Annotated in this window: 23 protein-coding genes; 6 read left to right on the top strand and 17 right to left on the bottom strand. The window is 59.6% G+C overall.

Translation table 11 applies throughout. The features are described from left to right. Positions 1-64 precede the first annotated feature (64 nt). Together ACRESJ_RS17785 and ACRESJ_RS17780 are read left to right on the top strand one after the other, a co-directional pair. The gene (locus ACRESJ_RS17785; RefSeq protein WP_431600322.1) at positions 65-1,054 is read left to right on the top strand and encodes an MDR family oxidoreductase; all 990 of its coding nucleotides are present in this window, start codon (positions 65-67) and stop codon (positions 1,052-1,054) included. 220 nt (positions 1,055-1,274) lie between these two features. Beyond that, positions 1,275-2,351, top strand: a complete 1,077-nt coding sequence (locus ACRESJ_RS17780; protein WP_431600303.1) for a S41 family peptidase — start codon at positions 1,275-1,277, stop codon at positions 2,349-2,351. A gap of 150 nt (positions 2,352-2,501) precedes the next feature. Here the strand turns inward: ACRESJ_RS17780 and ACRESJ_RS17775 are convergent, their stop codons facing one another. After that, entirely contained in the window at positions 2,502-3,644 is a 1,143-nt protein-coding gene (locus tag ACRESJ_RS17775) for a YncE family protein (protein WP_431600304.1), read from the bottom strand. A gap of 217 nt (positions 3,645-3,861) precedes the next feature. On the opposite strand from ACRESJ_RS17775, the gene ACRESJ_RS17770 reads away from it, so the two are divergent. After that, positions 3,862-4,077 carry a hypothetical protein gene (locus ACRESJ_RS17770; RefSeq protein ID WP_421569022.1) on the top strand — a complete coding sequence of 72 codons (216 nt, stop codon included), beginning with the start codon at positions 3,862-3,864 and terminating at the stop codon, positions 4,075-4,077. Between the two features lie 49 nt (positions 4,078-4,126). Here ACRESJ_RS17770 and ACRESJ_RS17765 read toward each other — a convergent pair whose 3' ends face one another. Both ACRESJ_RS17765 and ACRESJ_RS17760 read right to left on the bottom strand, forming a co-directional pair. Further along, positions 4,127-4,294, bottom strand: a complete 168-nt coding sequence (locus ACRESJ_RS17765) for a hypothetical protein (RefSeq protein ID WP_431600305.1) — start codon at positions 4,292-4,294, stop codon at positions 4,127-4,129. Positions 4,295-4,344: 50 nt separating this feature from the next. Next, positions 4,345-4,707, bottom strand: a complete 363-nt coding sequence (locus ACRESJ_RS17760; RefSeq protein WP_431600306.1) for an XVIPCD domain-containing protein — start codon at positions 4,705-4,707, stop codon at positions 4,345-4,347. Positions 4,708-4,939: 232 nt separating this feature from the next. On the opposite strand from ACRESJ_RS17760, the gene ACRESJ_RS17755 reads away from it, so the two are divergent. Beyond that, entirely contained in the window at positions 4,940-5,806 is an 867-nt protein-coding gene (locus ACRESJ_RS17755; protein ID WP_431600307.1) for a hypothetical protein, read from the top strand. Between the two features lie 126 nt (positions 5,807-5,932). Here ACRESJ_RS17755 and ACRESJ_RS17750 read toward each other — a convergent pair whose 3' ends face one another. The 14 genes from ACRESJ_RS17750 to ACRESJ_RS17685 form a co-directional block, all read right to left on the bottom strand. Continuing rightward, complete coding sequence (locus ACRESJ_RS17750) at positions 5,933-6,529, bottom strand: zeta toxin family protein (RefSeq protein WP_431600308.1); 597 nt, start codon at positions 6,527-6,529, stop codon at positions 5,933-5,935. Next, a complete protein-coding gene (locus tag ACRESJ_RS17745; RefSeq protein WP_431600309.1) occupies positions 6,526-6,945 on the bottom strand; it encodes a hypothetical protein in 420 nt (139 codons plus the stop codon). The genes ACRESJ_RS17750 and ACRESJ_RS17745 overlap by 4 nt, the downstream gene beginning before the upstream one ends. Positions 6,946-6,950: 5 nt before the next feature. Beyond that, positions 6,951-8,966 carry an XVIPCD domain-containing protein gene (locus tag ACRESJ_RS17740; protein ID WP_431759060.1) on the bottom strand — a complete coding sequence of 672 codons (2,016 nt, stop codon included), beginning with the start codon at positions 8,964-8,966 and terminating at the stop codon, positions 6,951-6,953. Between the two features lie 17 nt (positions 8,967-8,983). Then, positions 8,984-9,637 (bottom strand): hypothetical protein, encoded by a 654-nt coding sequence (locus ACRESJ_RS17735; protein WP_431759059.1) that lies wholly within the window; start codon positions 9,635-9,637, stop codon positions 8,984-8,986. A 19-nt stretch (positions 9,638-9,656) separates the two neighbouring features. After that, complete coding sequence (locus tag ACRESJ_RS17730) at positions 9,657-10,175, bottom strand: hypothetical protein (RefSeq protein WP_431600311.1); 519 nt, start codon at positions 10,173-10,175, stop codon at positions 9,657-9,659. Between the two features lie 390 nt (positions 10,176-10,565). Further along, complete coding sequence (locus ACRESJ_RS17725) at positions 10,566-11,081, bottom strand: hypothetical protein (RefSeq protein ID WP_431600312.1); 516 nt, start codon at positions 11,079-11,081, stop codon at positions 10,566-10,568. 312 nt (positions 11,082-11,393) lie between these two features. Beyond that, the gene (locus tag ACRESJ_RS17720) at positions 11,394-11,894 is read right to left on the bottom strand and encodes a hypothetical protein (protein WP_431600313.1); all 501 of its coding nucleotides are present in this window, start codon (positions 11,892-11,894) and stop codon (positions 11,394-11,396) included. Positions 11,895-11,942: 48 nt separating this feature from the next. Continuing rightward, a complete protein-coding gene (locus tag ACRESJ_RS17715; protein ID WP_431600314.1) occupies positions 11,943-12,443 on the bottom strand; it encodes a hypothetical protein in 501 nt (166 codons plus the stop codon). Between the two features lie 155 nt (positions 12,444-12,598). Beyond that, positions 12,599-13,093, bottom strand: coding sequence for a hypothetical protein (locus tag ACRESJ_RS17710; RefSeq protein WP_431600315.1), 495 nt, complete (start codon positions 13,091-13,093; stop codon positions 12,599-12,601). A 126-nt stretch (positions 13,094-13,219) separates the two neighbouring features. Further along, on the bottom strand, positions 13,220-13,732 hold the full coding sequence (locus ACRESJ_RS17705; RefSeq protein WP_431600316.1) for a hypothetical protein: 513 nt from the start codon (positions 13,730-13,732) through the stop codon (positions 13,220-13,222). A gap of 227 nt (positions 13,733-13,959) precedes the next feature. Beyond that, a complete protein-coding gene (locus tag ACRESJ_RS17700; RefSeq protein ID WP_431600317.1) occupies positions 13,960-14,421 on the bottom strand; it encodes a hypothetical protein in 462 nt (153 codons plus the stop codon). Positions 14,422-14,429: 8 nt separating this feature from the next. Continuing rightward, entirely contained in the window at positions 14,430-14,930 is a 501-nt protein-coding gene (locus tag ACRESJ_RS17695) for a hypothetical protein (RefSeq protein ID WP_431600318.1), read from the bottom strand. Positions 14,931-15,189: 259 nt separating this feature from the next. After that, a complete protein-coding gene (locus tag ACRESJ_RS17690; protein ID WP_431600319.1) occupies positions 15,190-15,522 on the bottom strand; it encodes a hypothetical protein in 333 nt (110 codons plus the stop codon). 188 nt (positions 15,523-15,710) lie between these two features. Next, entirely contained in the window at positions 15,711-16,016 is a 306-nt protein-coding gene (locus ACRESJ_RS17685) for a hypothetical protein (protein ID WP_431759058.1), read from the bottom strand. 334 nt (positions 16,017-16,350) lie between these two features. Here ACRESJ_RS17685 and ACRESJ_RS17680 point away from each other — a divergent pair, with 334 nt between their 5' ends. Both ACRESJ_RS17680 and ACRESJ_RS17675 read left to right on the top strand, forming a co-directional pair. Then, a complete protein-coding gene (locus ACRESJ_RS17680) occupies positions 16,351-16,566 on the top strand; it encodes a hypothetical protein (protein ID WP_431600320.1) in 216 nt (71 codons plus the stop codon). 242 nt (positions 16,567-16,808) lie between these two features. Further along, entirely contained in the window at positions 16,809-17,414 is a 606-nt protein-coding gene (locus ACRESJ_RS17675) for an HNH endonuclease (protein ID WP_431600321.1), read from the top strand. Positions 17,415-18,133 lie beyond the last annotated feature (719 nt).

The raw sequence follows: 18,133 nt of genomic DNA, 5'->3' as shown, positions 1-18,133 counted from the left end.
GTTCTTGTGGCAACCACGGCACGACCATAGCATGCAGCTCATGTCCCCCGAGGTGATCAACGCCATGAAATTCAATGCCCTGCTGGCCACAAAAGAAGACGGCCAGGTCTCCACCAAGCTCGTGAGCTTTGACGACGCCGATCTGCACGACGGCGATGTACTGGTGCAGGTGGACTACTCCACCCTGAACTACAAAGACTCGCTGGCGATGACCAACCGCTCGCCGATCATCCGCAGCTTCCCGATGATTCCGGGCATCGACCTGGCCGGCACCGTAGTGGAATCAAGCCATGCCGAGTTCCGCAACGGCGACCGCGTGGTGCTCAACGGCTACGGCCTCAGCCAGACCCACCACGGCGGCCTGGCCCAGCGCGCGCGCGTTCCCGGCGAGTGGCTGGTGAAGCTGCCCGACAGCATCAGCAGCAAAGACGCCATGGCCATCGGCACAGCCGGCTATACCGCCATGCTGTGCGTGCTGGCGCTCGAACATGGCGGCGTGAAGCCCGAGCACGGCGACATCCTGGTCACCGGCGCCAACGGCGGCGTGGGCTCCATCGCCGTGGCGATCCTCTCCAAGCTGGGCTACCGCGTGGTGGCGTCCACCGGGCGCCCGGAGCACGCGCAGTACCTGAAGGACCTGGGCGCCGCCGAACTCATCGATCGCACCACCCTGGCCGCGCCCCGCACCCGCGGGCTCGACGCCGAGCGTTGGGCGGGCGTGGTGGATGTGGCCGGCAGCCACACGCTGGCCAATGCACTGGCACAGACGAAGTATCGTGGCGTGGTGTCCGCCGCCGGGCTGGCACAGGGCGATGACCTCACCACCTCTGTACTGCCTTTCATCCTGCGCAACGTAACGCTGGCAGGTATCGATTCCGTGCAGGCGCCGCGCAGCGTGCGCATTGAAGCGTGGAAGCGGCTTGCGACCGATCTGGATCTGGGCAAGCTGGCGAGCACCGTCGAAGTGATTGGCCTGAAGGACGTGCTGGAAGTGTTCCCGGCGTTCCTGGAAGGCAAGGTGCGTGGGCGGTTGGTGGTGGATGTGAATGCCTGAGCACCTAGCGATAAGATCGAAGGCATAACCCAGCGCCTTCGCCACCCGCCATCCCAGGGCGCCCCAAGAGGGCGCCCTCAACGAGCGTTTCGTGAAACCAGGTAGGGCCGCTGACTGGTAGGGTCGCATCCCAGTCGACTGCACGGAGCAGCTCAAGGTGCGATTGAGGCATGACCAAAATCGAAGGCACAAAACCTTCATCAACAACGGAGAGCAACACGTGTCAAAAGCTAAAGGACTAGCAGCACTGGCCAGCACCCTCGCACTAACAGCAGCATGCACCCTCGCAGCAGCGGCCCCTTCCACTGGCGCATCTGAAACCCCAGACGTACGCGAAAAGATCCTGCAGCTCCTTGAACAAGGCGCCCTCTACCGGGACCAGATCGACTGGCCGTCCACACGCCAGCAGATTCGTCACGCCAACGAACCAACCGAAGCCGACAAGCTCCTGGACGACGTCATCGCCCGCAGCACAGGCAACCACGGCCGCTGGATCCGTGCATCAACGATGGCCAGCACGTCAGGCATGCAGCGAACAGCCCAGGCCTCCCAGCTTCGACGACCTGCCAAGGCAGCCGGCAGTGCCGGCCCAGCCGCTGCCCGCAACGGCAACACCGATCCGATCGGCTGGATCTCGATACCGACTTTCAAAGAGGATTCCACGGCTGCGCCTCCCGTTCGGTATCAACAGCAGGTCAGCTTCGCCCAGCAGTTGCAGACGCAGCTACGCACTGAGGATCAGCGTGATCGCTGCGGCTGGATTGTGGATCTTCGGGCGAACCAAGGCGGCAACATGTGGCCCATGATCCTCGGGGTGGCGCCGTTGCTATCGACGCATCCCAGCGACAAGGAAGTCATCGGCGCGTTCAACCTGGGGAAGACGCACCAGGTCTGGAGCCTCCAGTCCGGACGCGTCATGGTGGACGAGCGTATGCGGATTGAGCTTGCATCACCACCTTATGTGCTACGCCACCCTGCCCCCGCCGTGGCGGTGCTTTTCGGCTCGAAGACCGCTAGCTCCGGCGAAATGATGGCGTTGGCGTTTCGAGGCAGACCCGCTACGCGCAGCTTCGGGCAGCCCACCGCAGGCCTCTCCACGGCCAACAATCCTGTTCGACTCACGGACGGCAGCATGCTCCTGCTTACCGGCTCGGTGGCGGTGGACCGGAACTTCAAGGGTGATGGCGGGAAGCTGCAGCCTGACGTCTCCATAAGCGACTCCACTGATACCGAGGCAGCTGCGCGCAGGTGGTTGATGGAGCAGCCGGCGTGTCTGGGCGCGTCGAGAGCGCTCTAGCCTTCCTGTCGAGCCGCATTCTCGTCGCGGTCCCCACCGCCATGATTCCGGACCTATTGCGGGGGCCGTAACATGAAATTTCCGCCGTAACACAGCGAGTGTTACGGCGAAAAATCATGTTACGACCTGCGGCATCCAGGCCAATCAGCCTTACAGCGCAATCCGCGCCACAGACTCCTCACTACCCTTCTCGTCCTTGTCACCATTCTTGATGGTCACGTACAGGACGTTCTTCTTCGCATCCAGCGCAAGGCTGTTAGGGTGCGTCGGCACGTCATACGTGCCCACCTTCTTGTAGCTTTCGCTGTCATACGCCGTCACCGTGCCCGCCTCGCGGTTGGTCACGTACAGGCGCTTGCGCGGTGCATCCAGCAGCAGGCCCAGCGGGCCGGCGTCAGTGGCGATGCTGGCCAGTTCCTTGCCGGTGGTGGGGTCCAGCACCAGCACGCGCTGGCCCGGGTGCTTGGAGGTGAAACCCGGAATGCTGCTGCCCTGGTATTTGCGGATCATCTCCAGACCCTGGTCGGTCACGAACAGGCGCTTGCCGCTCGGGTCCAGTGCCAGGTTCATGGGCTGCTCGGCGCTCACCTTGAAGCGCTGCTCCACCTTGCCGCTCTCGGTGCCCACCGTGACCACTTCACCCAGCAGGTTCGAGGTGAGCACGCGCTTGTTGGCCGCATCCAGGGTGAGGCCCGGCGCCTTGGCGTTGCCCAGGCCGGGAATGGTGTTGATCAGCTTCAGCGACTGCGTGTCCACCACGAACAGCACGCTGCCTTCGCCGGAGTGGCCGGTAACGTACAGGCGGTTGTTCGGGGAATCGACCACCAGTTCGCGCAGGTCGTGGGTGTAGCCGGCCTTGCCGTCCTTGCCCACCTTCTTTTCCATCAGCTGCACAATGCCGACGGCCTTGTTGGTGGCGGTATCGACCACGGTCACCGAGGTGTCCACGGTGTTGCCCACGTACAGTCGGTTGTGGGCGTCGTCGAGCACCACGCCGAATGCCTTGCGCTCCAGCGGGATCTTGGCTTCAACGGCCAGCGAATCCGGGTTCAGGCGCAGCACCTGGGCCGGGCCGGCGGCATCGCCGAAGCCGCCGGAGGAGGCCACGAACAATGCATTCTGGGTGGGGCTGAAGGCCAGCTCATACAGGCCCTGCGCAACAGCGGTGCGCTGGACGGAGGTAGCGGCTGCGGTGGTGCCGGCCTTGTCGGCAGCGAAGGCGGACGGGGCGCCGAGGGTCAGGCTGACGGCCAGCGCCAGGGCGGCCGAACGGAACAGGGTACGAGGGTGCATGCGAGCGTCCTTGTGAGGGCATAGGAAGAATCCTGGCTCGCGTGGCCGCTGGAAGCGGCCAACCACACAGTCGAACGACGTGGGAAGGCTGGCTGGCCCGGACATCTTAACAGGAGCGGCTTGTGGAGGTCGGCAGCGCTGCGAGCCCTTGGCCTGCCTGCGTCCCAATCTGTGAGACGCCCCTGCGCGATCCTGCCTTCCGCTTCGGAGGATCCACATGAACAAGATCGACACTGACTGGCTGGAAGAATTCGACCAGGCCATGCTTGGCCTGTTTGCCATCAACCACAGCGACGCCGGCATGGATGAGCAGCTGCTGGTGAGCTACTACGACCTGGAGCCGCGTGAGGCGGCGTTGGCGTTTGGCAATGACTACGATCTGGATCGGGCCGATCCGTTGTGGCCGCCGGCGGGGCTGGCGTTGAACAGCTGAGCCAAGGCGTACAGCACAAGGCGATGCCCAGCCGCACTGCACTACCTGGTCAGTGCAGTGCGTCCATGAGGTTGAGGAACAGCTCCTGGATTCCATTCCTTTCGCTCCAGACAACCCACAGGGCGATGAATGGCGCTAGCAGGTGGACGTCCCGCTTCCTCACGCGGAAGGTGTAGTAATCGTCCGCTGCCGTTTCTGCCGAATCCTGTTCACTCATGACGTAGCTCACTCTGTGTACGAAGTTGACGTTGCGCTATCCGGCGCCACTTATTCGTCGCCAGACTGCTGCCCCTGCGGTTTTGCGTCAAGCTGCTCCAGCAACTCTTCAGGGCGGGGCTGCACGGCAAGTACGGTACACATGCCGGCGCGCAGGTGGCCAGGGTTGTCCAATTCACCCTGCACCACGAACACATTGTGCGCGCCGGGCTGGTCTGCGGTGGGGTCGCTGAGCACCACGTGGTCTACACGCTTCAGGCCGTGGTCCTTGGCCAAGGCAAGCAGGCTGCCGGTGAGGCGCTCGCTGGTCTTGTCGTAGGTGCGGCCGTGGGCGGTGTCGAGCGCGACCACTTCGCGGCGAATCTGCTGGTAGAGCGCCAGATCGGCGGTGTCAGCTCCGTTGTGTTCCTTCACGTTCCAAAGTCCTCCCGAGACTCGTATCGGTTTGCTGTGCCTGCCGAACCGCTTGGGGTCCAGATTATCACGGGCACTTCCGCGTACGGGCTGGATGCGTCACGCCTTGCCCCGTAGGCCGAGCCCGGGGCCTACGCTCGGAGCGGGCGGCCGTTGCCGCATTGACTGGCTTCCTGTCCCGCTGCCGAGACTTTTCATATAGTTGACCCCAACCAATGCAATGGAATGGCCCATGAGCGTGTTGTCAGCCGGCCGGTGCCTGACACTGACAGCTGCACTCGCCGTCGCCCTGAGCGCCAGCGCATGTGCAAGGACGTCCCCTGCGGAACAGGAAGGGAGATCAAGCACATCGGAAGCAACTGAAACCGGTCGTACCATCAATGGGCACACCTACACCAATACGCCGGTAGACGTGAAGCTGGGGCCGAACACCTTCCGGATTCCGGCGAACTACTTCGACAGCCAGATTGGCCCCTTCGACGAGGGTATGGACCTCAAGCTTGAATGGCCGGGCATGACGCCCACGGCGCCTGGAGCCCGAGCTGCACCGAGGTCCAATGACTTCTTCCGCGAGATCGCGATTTCTGTTGACTACATCGACCGGCTTCCGATCGAGGGGGCCATGGCCAGGCGCGTGACCAACGACGGTCACACCACCGAAGGTTCGCTTGAGCGTCAGGATCCCTCTGCCCGGCTGGATCTCAGGGTGGCGCAGCCCGAGCGCATGGGACTCACGCCTTATGCCATCAATGAGGAACTGCGCGTGGCATACGCGCATGCGCAGGAAGCGAAGACAGGGCGCCCGTTCCCGCGGAACCTTTCGTTCGAGCCTGACTGGTACATAGCGCGCTCTGAGAATAGCGACATAGCCACGTTCATCAGGTGCGACAACGCGACATATCGCGAAGATGGTGTTGTACTGGAAGGCGAACAGGTGACGCCGGTGGAGGGCGCTGTCTCAGCGCTGTGTACGCACTACTTTGTTGATGTAGACAACAGCCTTTCTATTACGCTGAGCTACAAGCGCGCGTTTCTCAAGAACTGGAAAGCCATGGAATTGGCCATACTCGATGTCTTGAACCGCACGAAGGTCCAGTAGTCTGCTGATACCGGTAGTCTGCTGATAGCCTGTTCCGGGGAGTCCCGCCCGCAACCGCGGATATGGCCGGCCGCATCAGTATGAAGTGCTGCAGCTCGAGCGGGAGAAACCCCTGCAGCGCTTCCGTCAACGGCCGTGAATCGCGTCTAGCCTTTCCGGAAGAAGCTCATATGCGCTGTGATGTACGGCCTTCGAGATGTATCTACCGTAACCCTCGTTTTCCAACCCCCCTGTAAAGCGGGCATGCAGGGAAATTTCGCTTTCCAATCGATGCGCCACTGTTACGCGCACTTCGACTGTGTAACCGCGCTCCTTCATGCGCCTGATGAGAACTGGAACGAGGAGTGAGCCATCCGTGCACGAGATATCGAAGATCACATGCCTGAGCAGGCTGGCGGTGTGCCCCAGAAGCCTGAGCGCCCATGTCGACGCATCGGTCGCTGTACGACTAGACCAGGTGTAGGGATCTTCGCGGCGGAACTCCCTCACTCTCGGGTGGTAGTCCGCGAGGTCTTCGGGTGCAATCACAATGGCGTCATTGGTCAGCTCGACGAACGCTGCCCGCACGAGCTCAGCTGTACAGGCCCCTGGCTGGCCGACCACGATGATCGCTTTGGGCCGGTTATACGCCATAACATCGTCCAACCGGTGGTCCGGGATGATCTGCTCGTACAGAATGCGGTCGCTTTCCTCCTGGGAAAGCTGATCACCAGTCTCAGTCACGATGCGCCTCCTTCCTGCTTTCCAAAGTGCGCCCACAACGCGGCATCGCCGATCCAAACGTGCTTGAGCCGAATTTCCGACATCAGCCGGACGTTCGCCTCCGCTCGCTTGATCTGCCTCCGTTCGCCCGCTGCACGCGCCGCATCGAGTTCGTCTCTTGCTTCCGTGAGAAAGCTTCCCAGGCGGCCTTCCAACGCCCATACCGCAAGCTCGAAACGTGGGGCCGCTTTGCTCCCGGAGGCAGTGACATCATTCAATACCTGCTGCAGGCGCTCGATGTGTGCCGGATGCTTGCGGAGCCGCTCACGGAGCTTGGCGGGAACCAATGAAGCGGCACCCGCTGCAGTGGCCTCGGATGCCGGCGCGGGCTCTGCAAGCGTAGGACCCTCAAATAGCTTTCGCAGAAATTGTTTCATGACCACTACCCCATTCTCATTGCAGACCGATGTGTCTCTTGCTGGTGGTCTGCCGTCTCACGCTGGTTGTTCAACTGCTGCGCCTGCGCCTGCGCTTGCTCTTGTACCACCGCGTCAAACTTCGCCATCGACTGTTCGAACGGCGCCGTCACTGCCTGCTGGGTGGACATGCCCGCACGGAGGTGGCCCGGGTCGTTTATCTCGCCCTGCACCACGAAGACGTTATGGCCGCCGGCCTGGCCTGCCGTGGGGCTACTGAGCACCACATGGTCTACGCGGTCCAAACCATTGCTCTTGGCCAGCACCAGCAGGCTGCCCGTGAGGCGTTCGCTGGTCTGGTCGTAGCTGCGGCCATGTGATGCATCGAGCGCGGCCACACCTGCACGTACCTGTTGGTAGAGCGCGTGCTCGGGATGACCGGCCTGCATCGGAGTGATCTCCGCCGGTGTATTAGATTGCTGATGGGATGGCGCTGAATTTTTGACTACCGGCGCGTCCATCGCGATCTCCATCGAAGGAGGAGTCAGTGCATGACCACGTCGCTGGACTTCCTCGACGGACTGGCGCCGCGTAATTTCGGGCTGCTGTTGAAGTGGCGAAGACGGTGAGATCGGAACGTACTGGTGGTCTTGCTGCGGGCTGACGCTGCCATCCTGAGTGTGATCAAAATGATGCAATGACGCAGGTGTATGACTACTGTCATAGTAGGGACGAGGTGCCTTGTTCCTACCTAGGTCGAGGCCTTCTTTCTCGATCAAATCCTCCTTCAACCCGATACTGGCCATGTCGATGGTGAGCCTCGGCCGGATGCCTCGATGGACGACGTTGGCCTGATCCTCGGCCACTAGGATTTGCTCCACCGCCCACGTACCGTAGTAGTTGGGATAGTCCGCGGTAGGTTGAAGGTTACCAGCGAGATTCTTGTGCTCGCCGAGCCCGACCGGACGCTGGCCCGATTGCGCGTAGTCTGGCGATGGGCGATCAAAATAGTGTTGACCCATCGCGGCAATGTTGGCAGAGGTCTGCGGCAGACTGCCGTTCTGGTCGAAGGTGAGGCCAGAGAGGGCACTTGCCTTTGGCATCGTTGTGCTTGGATCCTGTTGGACAAAATCACGCAGCCTGACATTAGATATTTTTAGCATGTGATCCAAATCTGCGCTTGGATTTCCTTGCCGCTCACGGCTCATCACCGCGTTCCATCCCGCAATCTCTGCCCTTGCCTCGTCCTCGCGTCCGGCCTGAATGTAGGTTCGTAATTCATCCGTATAGTCGTGCACCGGCTCAATGGCGCGCGCCTGGGCACCTACGTTTCGTAGAAACGTGTTGGTTGCCTGGACTTTAGCTGTATGGTTGAAGCCATGTTGAATTTCGTGCCCCAGCACAAACGTCATATCGATGTCGCTGAATCGTCCTTGCGGATTACTTGCTGAATTCGTTTGTAGGCCAAGCGGTGGCAGGTGCATAACTTTGTTTATGCCGTCATAGGTGCCACCTGCTGCTACACCTGGGCCAACGAACCCAAAGTGTTCAAGTTGAGCTCGACGGTTCCGATCAGTTGGATCGAGGGTCGTCACCGCCCTCTTGATCTCATCGGCGAGTACCGGTGAATTGTTGATGGTGGATTGCAGGTTATCCACCATGTCCTGAGTGACGCTGTGGCTGTTGCTCGCCGCGTCCTGGTAGGTGCTGTTGCCAAACTCTACCGACATTTGCTGAACTTTCAGCGTTGCCTTCAGGTCGGTGCTTGGGGCTGGTCCAGTTGTTTGAAAACTCGCCCGCGGCAACATGACGACACCACTCTGGATATCGTAGGCTCCGACCAAATTATGTATATTGCTGTTGGCGGCCTGCAATGCAAAGCCTTTCAAGTGCTCCGCCTGCGCCGCCTGGTCAAATTGTCGTAGAAGCCTTGCATCTGCCGTGAGTGCAGCACGCAGTTGCGCCACTTGATCCGGCGTCACGCCTTGCTGTCCGGAAAACTGTGCAAGCGCAGCTTCTAGTTGGGTGCTTGGGCTTGCCATTCACTTACCCTGCTTGGCTAGTTTAGTACGCCGATGGACATTGAGCATATGCGATCCATCTTTTTATCAGCGTCGGGAGACACTAAATTGACGGAAAAGTTGACTGATATACCGTTGTCAAAGTCATAGAACTCCCAGCCAATTCGCGCCCCCGCCCCCCCTTCGTGAGGGGGAGTGACATTCGAAGCAACGCTGTACTTTTTTGATTCCTCCAACTTTCTTCCGATGGCCCAATAATTCAAAGGGCAAGCGGGATAGTCGAAGAACAAGCCCACGCTGTGCGGCTGCAAATAATTCTCTTTGATCAACCCTGGAAGATATGTAATTGAGTATCGCGTATCGTCATCAAGCAACCCCTCGACTGCATAGGCGCCATCTGGATCTTGCACGGGAAATATCCGCATCTGAAGGACGCGCTGAATATGCTCAGGATTGATGTCACTCTTTGATTCTATGCTTTCGATCAGCTTCAAAAACCGCCGGCCGATTTCTTCGGCGCTGAGCTTGCGATTGTCCGCCGTAGCGGACGTTTCCGTGGTGGGCATGGCAGTGGGTTCCCTGACGAGTGTCGACGCGGATTGTGCAGAGGTATGCGCGCAAGCGGACAAAGCCATGCCGCCCAGCAGGACGAAACTCGCAACGAAAAGATGCTCTAGATTTCGCAAGGCCATACTCCAGTCGTGCTGCATTTCAAGCCGATGGTACAAGTCCTGATGCGTGCGCGGCAGCGTAGGCGTCCGCCAGGACGACTTTCCCATCAGTCAGCCGTTGATACGCATCTGAAATCTCAACTCCGACGCGAGCCAGTGCGTCAACACTTGAGATTGCCGTGTAGCGCATTGCATCCGTGTTGTTGGTTTGGCCGGCAAACGCATTCAACAATCCTTGCGCAAGTCCCTCTACAAACGTGATGTCGTCATCTGTGTTGCCCAAGGTCTTCTTGAATCGGAGCATGTCCTCCAGAACCCAGTCTGGCGTGAGATCCAAGGTGCACGCCGACTCTTGGCCCCCTGCTTGGTCAACAACCGCTTCATACCCGAAGACGCCCATGCCACCGATACGCTCTCCATCGCGCAGGAAGGCGTACTGAAACTCGATTGACCCCGCTCCATGTACCTCAGCGCTGGGTAGCACTCGCGGCCTCGGAATCGAGACGCCACTGGCCAGGTCAATCGCAGATCGTTCTCTTGGCATGAAGTGGAGCGGCATCAATCTTCCTTTTTGGGCAAGCCATTGTTCCTATACATCCAACCGTGTCCGTAGAAGTTCCCCAAGGACGCCGAACCCACTTGGGCATCGCCAGCGCACTACGGGCGGCGCCACTTCATACAGCTCTCCCAGAATGCCACGGCGATGGCTGAGACGGCCATCAGAAAAGTCCTATGCTGCTCACCGTGTAGCGAGGCGCACCACCTGGCCTCATCTTCCTCGCACGGGGCAGGATGCTAGAACAAACAGAGCTTTCGCCTCGAACATTCGCTTACCCGCGCTCAGGCCTATCTTGCCATAACGCGCGAGCAGTTCTCCGTTGGCCGCCACCTGAAGAATTCATTGCAAGGGCGGGCGCGGTTCGAACGAGGTCATAGAAGACGAACTTGGTCACGAGGGCTCGCCGTAGGCTGCACGCGCGGGCAAGAACGACTCGGCGAGCACGATCGTTCCATTGGGTAGCAAAGGGACGCCGTCAGGCACAGCAATGCTCGCGCCTACCAGCGCGTCGACATGAGTGATTGCGATGTAGCGCCGGCTGAAACTTGTCCGCCCATGCTTGACGAAGAAGTTTACCAAGCCTCCTGCAAGGCTTTGCAGGAACGCAAAGTCGTCATCGCTGTTGCCCAGCGTCCTCTTGAAGCCAAGCACACCCTCCAGTACCCATGCCAGAGTCATATCAAGTGGGTAAACCCTGGCACGCTGAGTCGAACCCGCAACAGCGTCTTCAGTACCGAAGAGCCCAAGACCTCCGATGCGAACGTCGCCCCGTAGAATCGCGTACTGATACTCAACTCCTCCACGCCCATCAGAGAACGTATGGGAAACCATCCTGGGAAGAGCAATGGTCACGCTATTGCGCACTTCAAAGAGAGATGGTGTTGATGGGACGATGTCGATCGTCATGTCTCTTCCTTTAGAAATCCCGCCTGTCGGCCCGCCGATCTCGTGCAGGCAAGCGCAATCTGCGAGGTCGTTGCCTATCGATAGCTACTTTGCCGCCCAATGGTCATTGATTCCAACGCGGTGGCCAAGGTATACAACAGGCGCCCTCACACCCGACACACTTGTGGGCCGCCTCACCCAGAGCTGGCTAAAGCCGACATGTCAGCAACTGCAGACCGGAACGCCAGTCTAGGCGTCCTTCTACCGACAACTTGCTAGCCAAACGTACGCCTGAGCAGTACGACGCCACACCGAAAGGATTGCCCACCACCCTTACCCCCGATGAGCAGGAACGCTAGCTTCCGCGAGGACGATGACTCCCTGCTCCAGGGCATCTGCACTGACGGGGACGGGAATGCCAAGGCTGGATAGCGCCTCCGCACCTGTGTATGCAACGCAGGAGAGGCGCTCCCCATCGCCGTGCTGGCTTGCGATTACGTCAACCAAGCCCCTAGCCAAGCCCCGAAGAAAGATGAGGTCGTCATCGGTGGCTGCAAAACTCTCTTTTGAGCGCAGCATGGATTTCAGGGCAGATGCCGAGCTGAGATCAATGGCATACACCCGCTCAAGCTGGCCAGACGTCTCAACGACCTGTTCGGTGCCGAAGACTCCCAATCCGTCGATTCGCTCATCACCTCTGCGAAAGGAAAACTGATACTCGACACCCTCGAGACCATCGGCGAAGGTATGCGGGAGCATTCGTGGCAGCGGGATGTGAACTCCACTTTGCTGATCGAAGGACGATGTTCCTCTTGGCTTGAAGTCGATAGTCATATTCCCATCCTCATTCGGCGATTCCTTGAACTTGGCATGGCGCCGCCGTCAGGCAACATGCGCAGGAACAAACAACTTAGCGAGGATGATACTTCCGTCAGCCAGCGCAAGGTGGCCGGCAAGTGCGGGCGCACCAACCTGTGCCAAGTCTTCGGCGCTGGCGACGACCAGATAGCGTCTGCTCTCGTGATTGGCGGATTTGCCTGCGAAAACATTCACCAAGCCTTGTGCCAGGCAGCGGACAAAGACGAACTCGTCGCTTGTGTCGCCAAATAACCTCTTGAACTTCAGCATATCCATGAGTACTTCAGCAGGGCGCAGATCGAGTGTGTAGATCAAGCCACGCTGCCCATCCAACTCGGCAGCGACTTCGGTTCCGAAGAACCCCATGGCACCCACCCGCTCACCGCCTCGGCGGAACGTGTACTGGTACTCGACGCTGGCAACTCCGTCCACTGGCGCATCCAGAAGAATTCGAGGATGCGAAATTGTGACGCCACTACCCTCATCAAACGAGGTGTTTGCGCTTGGCTTGAAGTTGATCGACATCACTCTTCCTTGGTTTGCTTCAGTTCTGGTGACACCGCCCCGGTGCTCGGCACCATACCCGCCACGCCAAGGATGATTGTCATAGCTTACCTGCGAGTCGTACTGGCAACCTGCGCATGTACATTTAACTGGACTAGCTGGTGTCTTCCCAAGCCTCAACCAGCATGCGCGGGAACCACCACCTGGGCCAAGACGATCACGCCATCGGCTGCAACATCTGTTCCGTCCGGCATCTCCACGCCGCCCTGAGCCAGTGCTGCAGACGTAGTGACGGCCACGTATCGCAGGTTGTCTTCATTTCTGACCTGCCCTGCGTATGCCATCACAAGTCCGTTTGCGAGGCTGCGCACAAAGGTGAAGTCGTCATCTGTATCACCCAGCGTCTGCTTGAACTCGACCATCGATGAAACAAGCCAGTCGTGGCCAAGATCGAAAGTGAAAACCCACTCTGTGAGTCCATCCGTCTCGACTTCAGCGTCTGTGCCGAAGAAGCCCAGTCCCCCTATCCTTCTTCCGTCGCGGATGAACGCGTACTGATACTCCGTAACCTGCTGGCCGTCTGGCAACACGGCAGGAAGGATTCGAGGCTCCGGAATTGACACTCGATGGATCGGATCAAAGGAAGAATCCAATCGGGGTTGAAAGATCATCAGTTGAGTACTCCGTGTAGCTCGTCGCTTCGTGGGGGCTGGATCCTGGTGGTTTTGGGTAACCGACGATTCCGCTTGGGCACCTCTTCCTTCCGTTTGCTCAGGGCGCAGTATGCTGCGGCAGGATCAGGCGCTTCGCTGGTCAATGCTGGCCAGAACCGTCACGGCAGCCAGGACAAGCTGTCCATCGGGCTGGATCAATGAATCGTCGGAGATGACAACGCCGGCGCCTTGCATCGCACCGACATTGGTCAAAGCAACGTAGCGGAGATTGTCGTCGTTGCCGTTGAAGCCTGCATAGGCAAGCACAAGACCTTGCGCAAGCCCGCGCAGGAAAGTGAAATCGTCGTCTGTCACTCCGAAGTCCTGCTTGTGTCGGAGCATGGACTTGATGATTGCCTCTCGGCCAAGATCAAACGTGAACACCCATTCCCGAAATGCCCCATCTACCACAACCTCATCGTGCCCCTCGAAGCCGAGTCCACCGATCCGGTGGTCACCGCGATAGAACGAGTACTGGTACTCGGCACCCCCCCTGCCACTGGCCAGAGTAGTTGGAAGAATTCTTGGCCGCGGGATCGAAACATCGCTGGCCGGATCGTAGGAGGAATGTGATCTGGACTGGAAACCAAGGGGCATCGTCCTTCCTTATTCAGCTTCAAGCATTCCGTGTGCTTCAATCCTGCGCACCCCAACCACGTCGCTCTCGGGCATCGGCCACTCCAATCAGCACCCCATAGCCCGACCGACCCGCCCGTGCGACGCAGAAGATTGTCACAGGTCACCCGCTCGAGCTATCGGGAAATTCTGACTCGCGCGAGCGGCTCGGCTACGCCAGGAGCGGTCCAACGCGTTCCTTTCCCGCCTCATGCCGTCCGGACGTTGGCTGCCTGGGCAAGCAGGATTCGCCCTTGGGTCATTGGCATATCCGTGCTCAGCCCCGTCATACCATGACGCGCAAGTAGCTCTTCGGTGGTCTCTGCGACGTAGCGAATGCCGTACTTGCTGCTGCTGTGATCCATGTTTGCCATGACAAGTCTCTCCGCCATGCCAATTACGAACGTGAGGTCGTCGTCGGTGCTGCCGATCTCCTGCTTGAAGCGCAACAGTGATTCCAGGACCCAGCTGCGCCCAAGATCAAGAGTGAATACCCTCTCCGGTCCAACGGCCCCCTCAACCATGGCCTCCCATCCGAACAAGCCCAAACCCCCGACTCGCTTGCCGGCGACGTAGAACATGTATTGGTACTCGGTATGATCCGGATCCTCCGGCAGGCTGGCGGCAATGATGCGCGGCGCTGGTACAAGAATCTCTTTCAACTCAGCCATGGCAGACCCTATCTTTCGCGACCCGGAACAAGGTTCTCGGCCAAGATGATCTGGCACTCGGAGAGCACGGAGGCTCCCTCAGGAAGGCCAACGCCATTCTGGGCCAGGGCGTCCACAGTCGTTGTCACCCTGTTGCACTGTGGGTCGACGTTGCTGCGACTCCTCGCGAAGACCTCAACCAAGCCCTGTGCGATGCTGCGGATGAACGAGAAATCGTCATCCTCATTGCCTATTGCCCGCTTGAAATGCAGCACTGACTCGATATCCGAGGCTCGCGTCAGGTGGACCGTATACAGCTTTTCACGACCCCCGGACGCGTCCAACGTGACTTCGTCTCCAAAGATGCCCAGTCCGCCGATCCGGCGATTGTCACGCAAGAATGCATACTGGTACTCGATGCCATCGCCCCCATCCGGCAGGATAGTTGGGAGCATGCGGGCCAGTGAGATCCGGAAATCCCTACCTTGATTCGGGTCGGCGTCACCGGTTGACTTGATATCCAAAGGCATCCCTCTTCCTTCTACTGATGTCAGCCTGCAATGCCCAACGGGCGAATGTGCCATCACGGTGCGGGAGGCACCGAGGCCAGCGAATGCATCCATGCGGCGCTGGCCTCATGCTCATCGATTGCGGCACGTTGAACAAGCCCTTCGGTACTCGACGGCAATCGAACCAGCGCTTACGTGAGGCAGGCATGGCACTGGAGGCTGTCGCCAACGGCCTCTACTTCCGATCCTTGCCAGCCTCTGTGCCAAGCCACGGGGCGTGTCAGTACGACACACCTGGCTCATTGCTCCACCCATGCTGCCGCCGCCCCATCTCATCCACATCCCGGTCATCGTCCGCGAACCGGGCCACCGCATCTGGCACGTGGTTGGACGCCATGAGCGCATCCAGGGCGACAATCGCCGAGACGCGCTTGGCCGATTCCAGGCGCTTCGCCTCGTTGTGCGCCTCCGTGCGACAGTGCATGTACACGTACTCCCGCATCAGCTGCCGGAGCACCTGCGCTCCGGTAAGGTTTTCGGTTGCCGTGGCGGCCTCGAACTTGATGAGCAGCGCTTCATCGATCTCCAGCTGGATCAAGACACTCTTCTTCATGACTTCCTCCTGGTGCTTCGGGTTGAGCGGGCATGCGCGTACGCACCGCACCTGCGGTGCAATGGCATGCTCGTTGGTGAGATTCAGAGCGCGGGGCTACGGAGGCTTGGCGTTCAATGTCGCCAAGCTTCGAACGCCCTGTAGGGTGTGCCGCGTGCCGTCAGGCTGGGCCCACCACTCAGGGACAATCAGCTCAGCAGGACTTCCGCTGAGGCTTCATCGGGTTCTACGCGTGGACTGTCATTGGCCTTCGGCTGATCGTCAGCGTGACGCCACCGGGCTTGGGCTCGGTGCTGAGATACGTCCGTGACCAGCCCCAACCGGTCAAGCCAGCGGCTTGGCAATCGAAGGTAAGGCACAATCTCGACGGCAATGTGCTGCGCATGGGTGGAATGCGCCGCCACGCCACCTTGGTGACTGCAAGGTGGGCGGGCGTATGGCTTGGGGATAGGTGGCACGAACCCTAACGAACTGTGCGACGTCGTAAGCAGCATGTTGGACCTCCGGCAGGAAGATCCCTCGCCGGGACGGCAAGGGAGTCGGGAGGTTAGAAACCGTCTAGTCGCAATCGGCGGGCGTATTTCCTCAGGGGGTGTTGTATTAAGCCACCCTCCCGACATAGGGACGTCCAACATTATGCGACTAGAAGAGTTTCTACGCTCCGATGTGCACCATGCGGGATGAGTGGGGAGATGGGAAATCGCTTGTTTCTGTTGATCTGGGCAGCTTGGTTGGCGCTGCCTAAACATTGGCGCAACTGGCTAGCGGCAGTCGCAAGATCTGGGATGGGACGCACGTAATCTACGTCCATCCACGGGAGTGAAGCGGATGGAACGAATTGATTCGGATTGGTTGCGAACCTTTGACGAGGCGATGCTCAGCTTCTTTGCCATCGACCACGCAGAAGCCGGGATGGACGAGAAGGAGCTTAGTTGGTACGTAGACCTTCCACCTGAGGAGGCTGCGCTGGCCTATGGGACGGATTTTGACCTCTGCCGCATTGACACGCTCTGGTCCTCTCACGGCCCTAAGCGCCCTGCCTAGTAGCTGGATTTCGCCACACCCTGACGTCTACGGCATACTCCTAGCCTATCGAATCGTGGATTCGCATAGGGCGAGGGGAAGGCTGCATGGACGATTGGACCCACCAACAACTTGCTGCCTCCGTTGAGGCGTACAGATGGATGCAGCAGCGTGCTGCAGACGGCATGAAGCTGAACAAGACGCAGCTCTACCGAGAGCTCGCCCTCGAACACGGTCGCACGCCCTAGGCTTGGGAATACCGCATGCAGAACATCTCTCATGTCTTGGAACAGCTTAAGGAAGACTGGATTGAGGGCCTGAAGCCGGCGAAAAACGTTGGTCCGGAGGTCACCGGTGTACTTATCAAGCTGCTGAAGGTTGGGCCTCCCACTCCCGTATCCCCCACCACCTTGACGCGGCTTGAGCAGCAGCGTCAGCTCGTCGACGAATCCGGGTACTTCCTTCCAGAGAGCGTCGAGGATCAGAGAGATCGGGTGTTCAAGTCCATCGTGCAACGCCAGGGTCAAAGAGAATTTCGGGCCGCCCTTCTGGAGGCTTATGGGAGCAAGTGCGCCATGACTGGTTGTGGGGTAGTCGACGTCCTTGAGGCGGCCCACATCCATCGCTACATGGGCAAGGGAACCGACATCGTTTCGAACGGCCTATTGCTCCGAGCAGACGTGCACACCCTCTTTGACCTTAACCTCGTTGGCGTCGAAACGACCACGATGCGGATTTGCGTCTCCCCCTCACTTGCTGGCTCCAACTACGAAGAACTGGCTGGGAGGCCGTTGGCAAGTCCAGCCGTCATGGGTCACGCAGTTGACAAGGGGCAACTTGAAAGGCACCGAGCCCTTTGTGAGTGGTAGAGCCCACCCTATAGCCCCGGCACATCGCGAGCCAGTATGCAGCTACAAGGCTACGCTTAGCCGAGGGCTCGAACAGCGAGAGGATGCTTTGCACCTCCGCCAGTCCGATCAATGCCACCAATGCCGTTAGCCCACTCAGCTTGCATTCGTCGGCGCCCCAGCTTTCTAACGCATCCCGCGTCGCTCCCATCGACATCAGAGTCGCTGACCGTCGCATCCGAGTCTGCACGTTGAGATGGATTCCCTACGGCGCATCGCTACAGCTCTTCGCGCAACTTGCTGGACCAACTGACGGCAGCGGACAGACAGCAGAAGACGCTTTCACCGCATTCCCAGGCTTAGTTGCATCGACTGAATTGGCAGCCCCCCCCCCCTCGCTCGGGGCCGGCCCGAAGCACCAGATGATACGATGTCAAACCGTGGCAGAGAGGAAGCCACGCATCGTAAGCCTGAGGTTCCGGTGACCCGACGTCCAGCAGACTCCTGACGCCGGGCCGAAGCAAATCTTCGGGTATCCTAACTCGGAAGCACCGCCACTGGCGGCTCTCTCACGCCTGCCGCTCTTTAACCAGAGCAATAATTGTTGACACGCCACCGGACTCATGCTTAGCACTGAATCGCCCAGGGTTCCGTAGACACCTCGCGGCCATAAACTATGGCTTAGGCGGAGGTGGTTATGAGTACGAAGCGGTACACCGATGAGTTCAAGATCGAGGCGG

Source organism: Pseudomonas sp. (genome assembly GCF_050739655.1).
Classification (GTDB): Bacteria; Pseudomonadota; Gammaproteobacteria; order Pseudomonadales; family Pseudomonadaceae; genus Aquipseudomonas.
Note: the sequence above shows the minus strand (reverse complement) of the source record. Positions and strands in the feature narration are given on the sequence as shown.

Excerpts from the sequence above, each read along its gene's own strand:
- ACRESJ_RS17755 (WP_431600307.1), top strand. The coding sequence starts at position 4,940 with ATGAGCGTGTTGTCAGCCGGCCGGTGCCTGACACTGACAGCTGCACTC.
- ACRESJ_RS17765 (WP_431600305.1), bottom strand. The coding sequence starts at position 4,294 with ATGAGTGAACAGGATTCGGCAGAAACGGCAGCGGACGATTACTACACC.
- ACRESJ_RS17725 (WP_431600312.1), bottom strand. The coding sequence starts at position 11,081 with ATGACGATCGACATCGTCCCATCAACACCATCTCTCTTTGAAGTGCGC.
- ACRESJ_RS17770 (WP_421569022.1), top strand. The coding sequence starts at position 3,862 with ATGAACAAGATCGACACTGACTGGCTGGAAGAATTCGACCAGGCCATG.
- ACRESJ_RS17775 (WP_431600304.1), bottom strand. The coding sequence starts at position 3,644 with ATGCACCCTCGTACCCTGTTCCGTTCGGCCGCCCTGGCGCTGGCCGTC.
- ACRESJ_RS17735 (WP_431759059.1), bottom strand. The coding sequence starts at position 9,637 with ATGGCCTTGCGAAATCTAGAGCATCTTTTCGTTGCGAGTTTCGTCCTG.
- ACRESJ_RS17695 (WP_431600318.1), bottom strand. The coding sequence starts at position 14,930 with ATGCCTTTGGATATCAAGTCAACCGGTGACGCCGACCCGAATCAAGGT.
- ACRESJ_RS17690 (WP_431600319.1), bottom strand. The coding sequence starts at position 15,522 with ATGAAGAAGAGTGTCTTGATCCAGCTGGAGATCGATGAAGCGCTGCTC.
- ACRESJ_RS17785 (WP_431600322.1), top strand. The coding sequence starts at position 65 with ATGAAATTCAATGCCCTGCTGGCCACAAAAGAAGACGGCCAGGTCTCC.
- ACRESJ_RS17675 (WP_431600321.1), top strand. The coding sequence starts at position 16,809 with ATGCAGAACATCTCTCATGTCTTGGAACAGCTTAAGGAAGACTGGATT.
- ACRESJ_RS17685 (WP_431759058.1), bottom strand. The coding sequence starts at position 16,016 with ATGCTGCTTACGACGTCGCACAGTTCGTTAGGGTTCGTGCCACCTATC.
- ACRESJ_RS17700 (WP_431600317.1), bottom strand. The coding sequence starts at position 14,421 with ATGGCTGAGTTGAAAGAGATTCTTGTACCAGCGCCGCGCATCATTGCC.
- ACRESJ_RS17710 (WP_431600315.1), bottom strand. The coding sequence starts at position 13,093 with ATGATCTTTCAACCCCGATTGGATTCTTCCTTTGATCCGATCCATCGA.
- ACRESJ_RS17705 (WP_431600316.1), bottom strand. The coding sequence starts at position 13,732 with ATGCCCCTTGGTTTCCAGTCCAGATCACATTCCTCCTACGATCCGGCC.
- ACRESJ_RS17715 (WP_431600314.1), bottom strand. The coding sequence starts at position 12,443 with ATGTCGATCAACTTCAAGCCAAGCGCAAACACCTCGTTTGATGAGGGT.
- ACRESJ_RS17740 (WP_431759060.1), bottom strand. The coding sequence starts at position 8,966 with ATGGCAAGCCCAAGCACCCAACTAGAAGCTGCGCTTGCACAGTTTTCC.
- ACRESJ_RS17720 (WP_431600313.1), bottom strand. The coding sequence starts at position 11,894 with ATGACTATCGACTTCAAGCCAAGAGGAACATCGTCCTTCGATCAGCAA.
- ACRESJ_RS17745 (WP_431600309.1), bottom strand. The coding sequence starts at position 6,945 with ATGAAACAATTTCTGCGAAAGCTATTTGAGGGTCCTACGCTTGCAGAG.
- ACRESJ_RS17680 (WP_431600320.1), top strand. The coding sequence starts at position 16,351 with ATGGAACGAATTGATTCGGATTGGTTGCGAACCTTTGACGAGGCGATG.
- ACRESJ_RS17730 (WP_431600311.1), bottom strand. The coding sequence starts at position 10,175 with ATGCCGCTCCACTTCATGCCAAGAGAACGATCTGCGATTGACCTGGCC.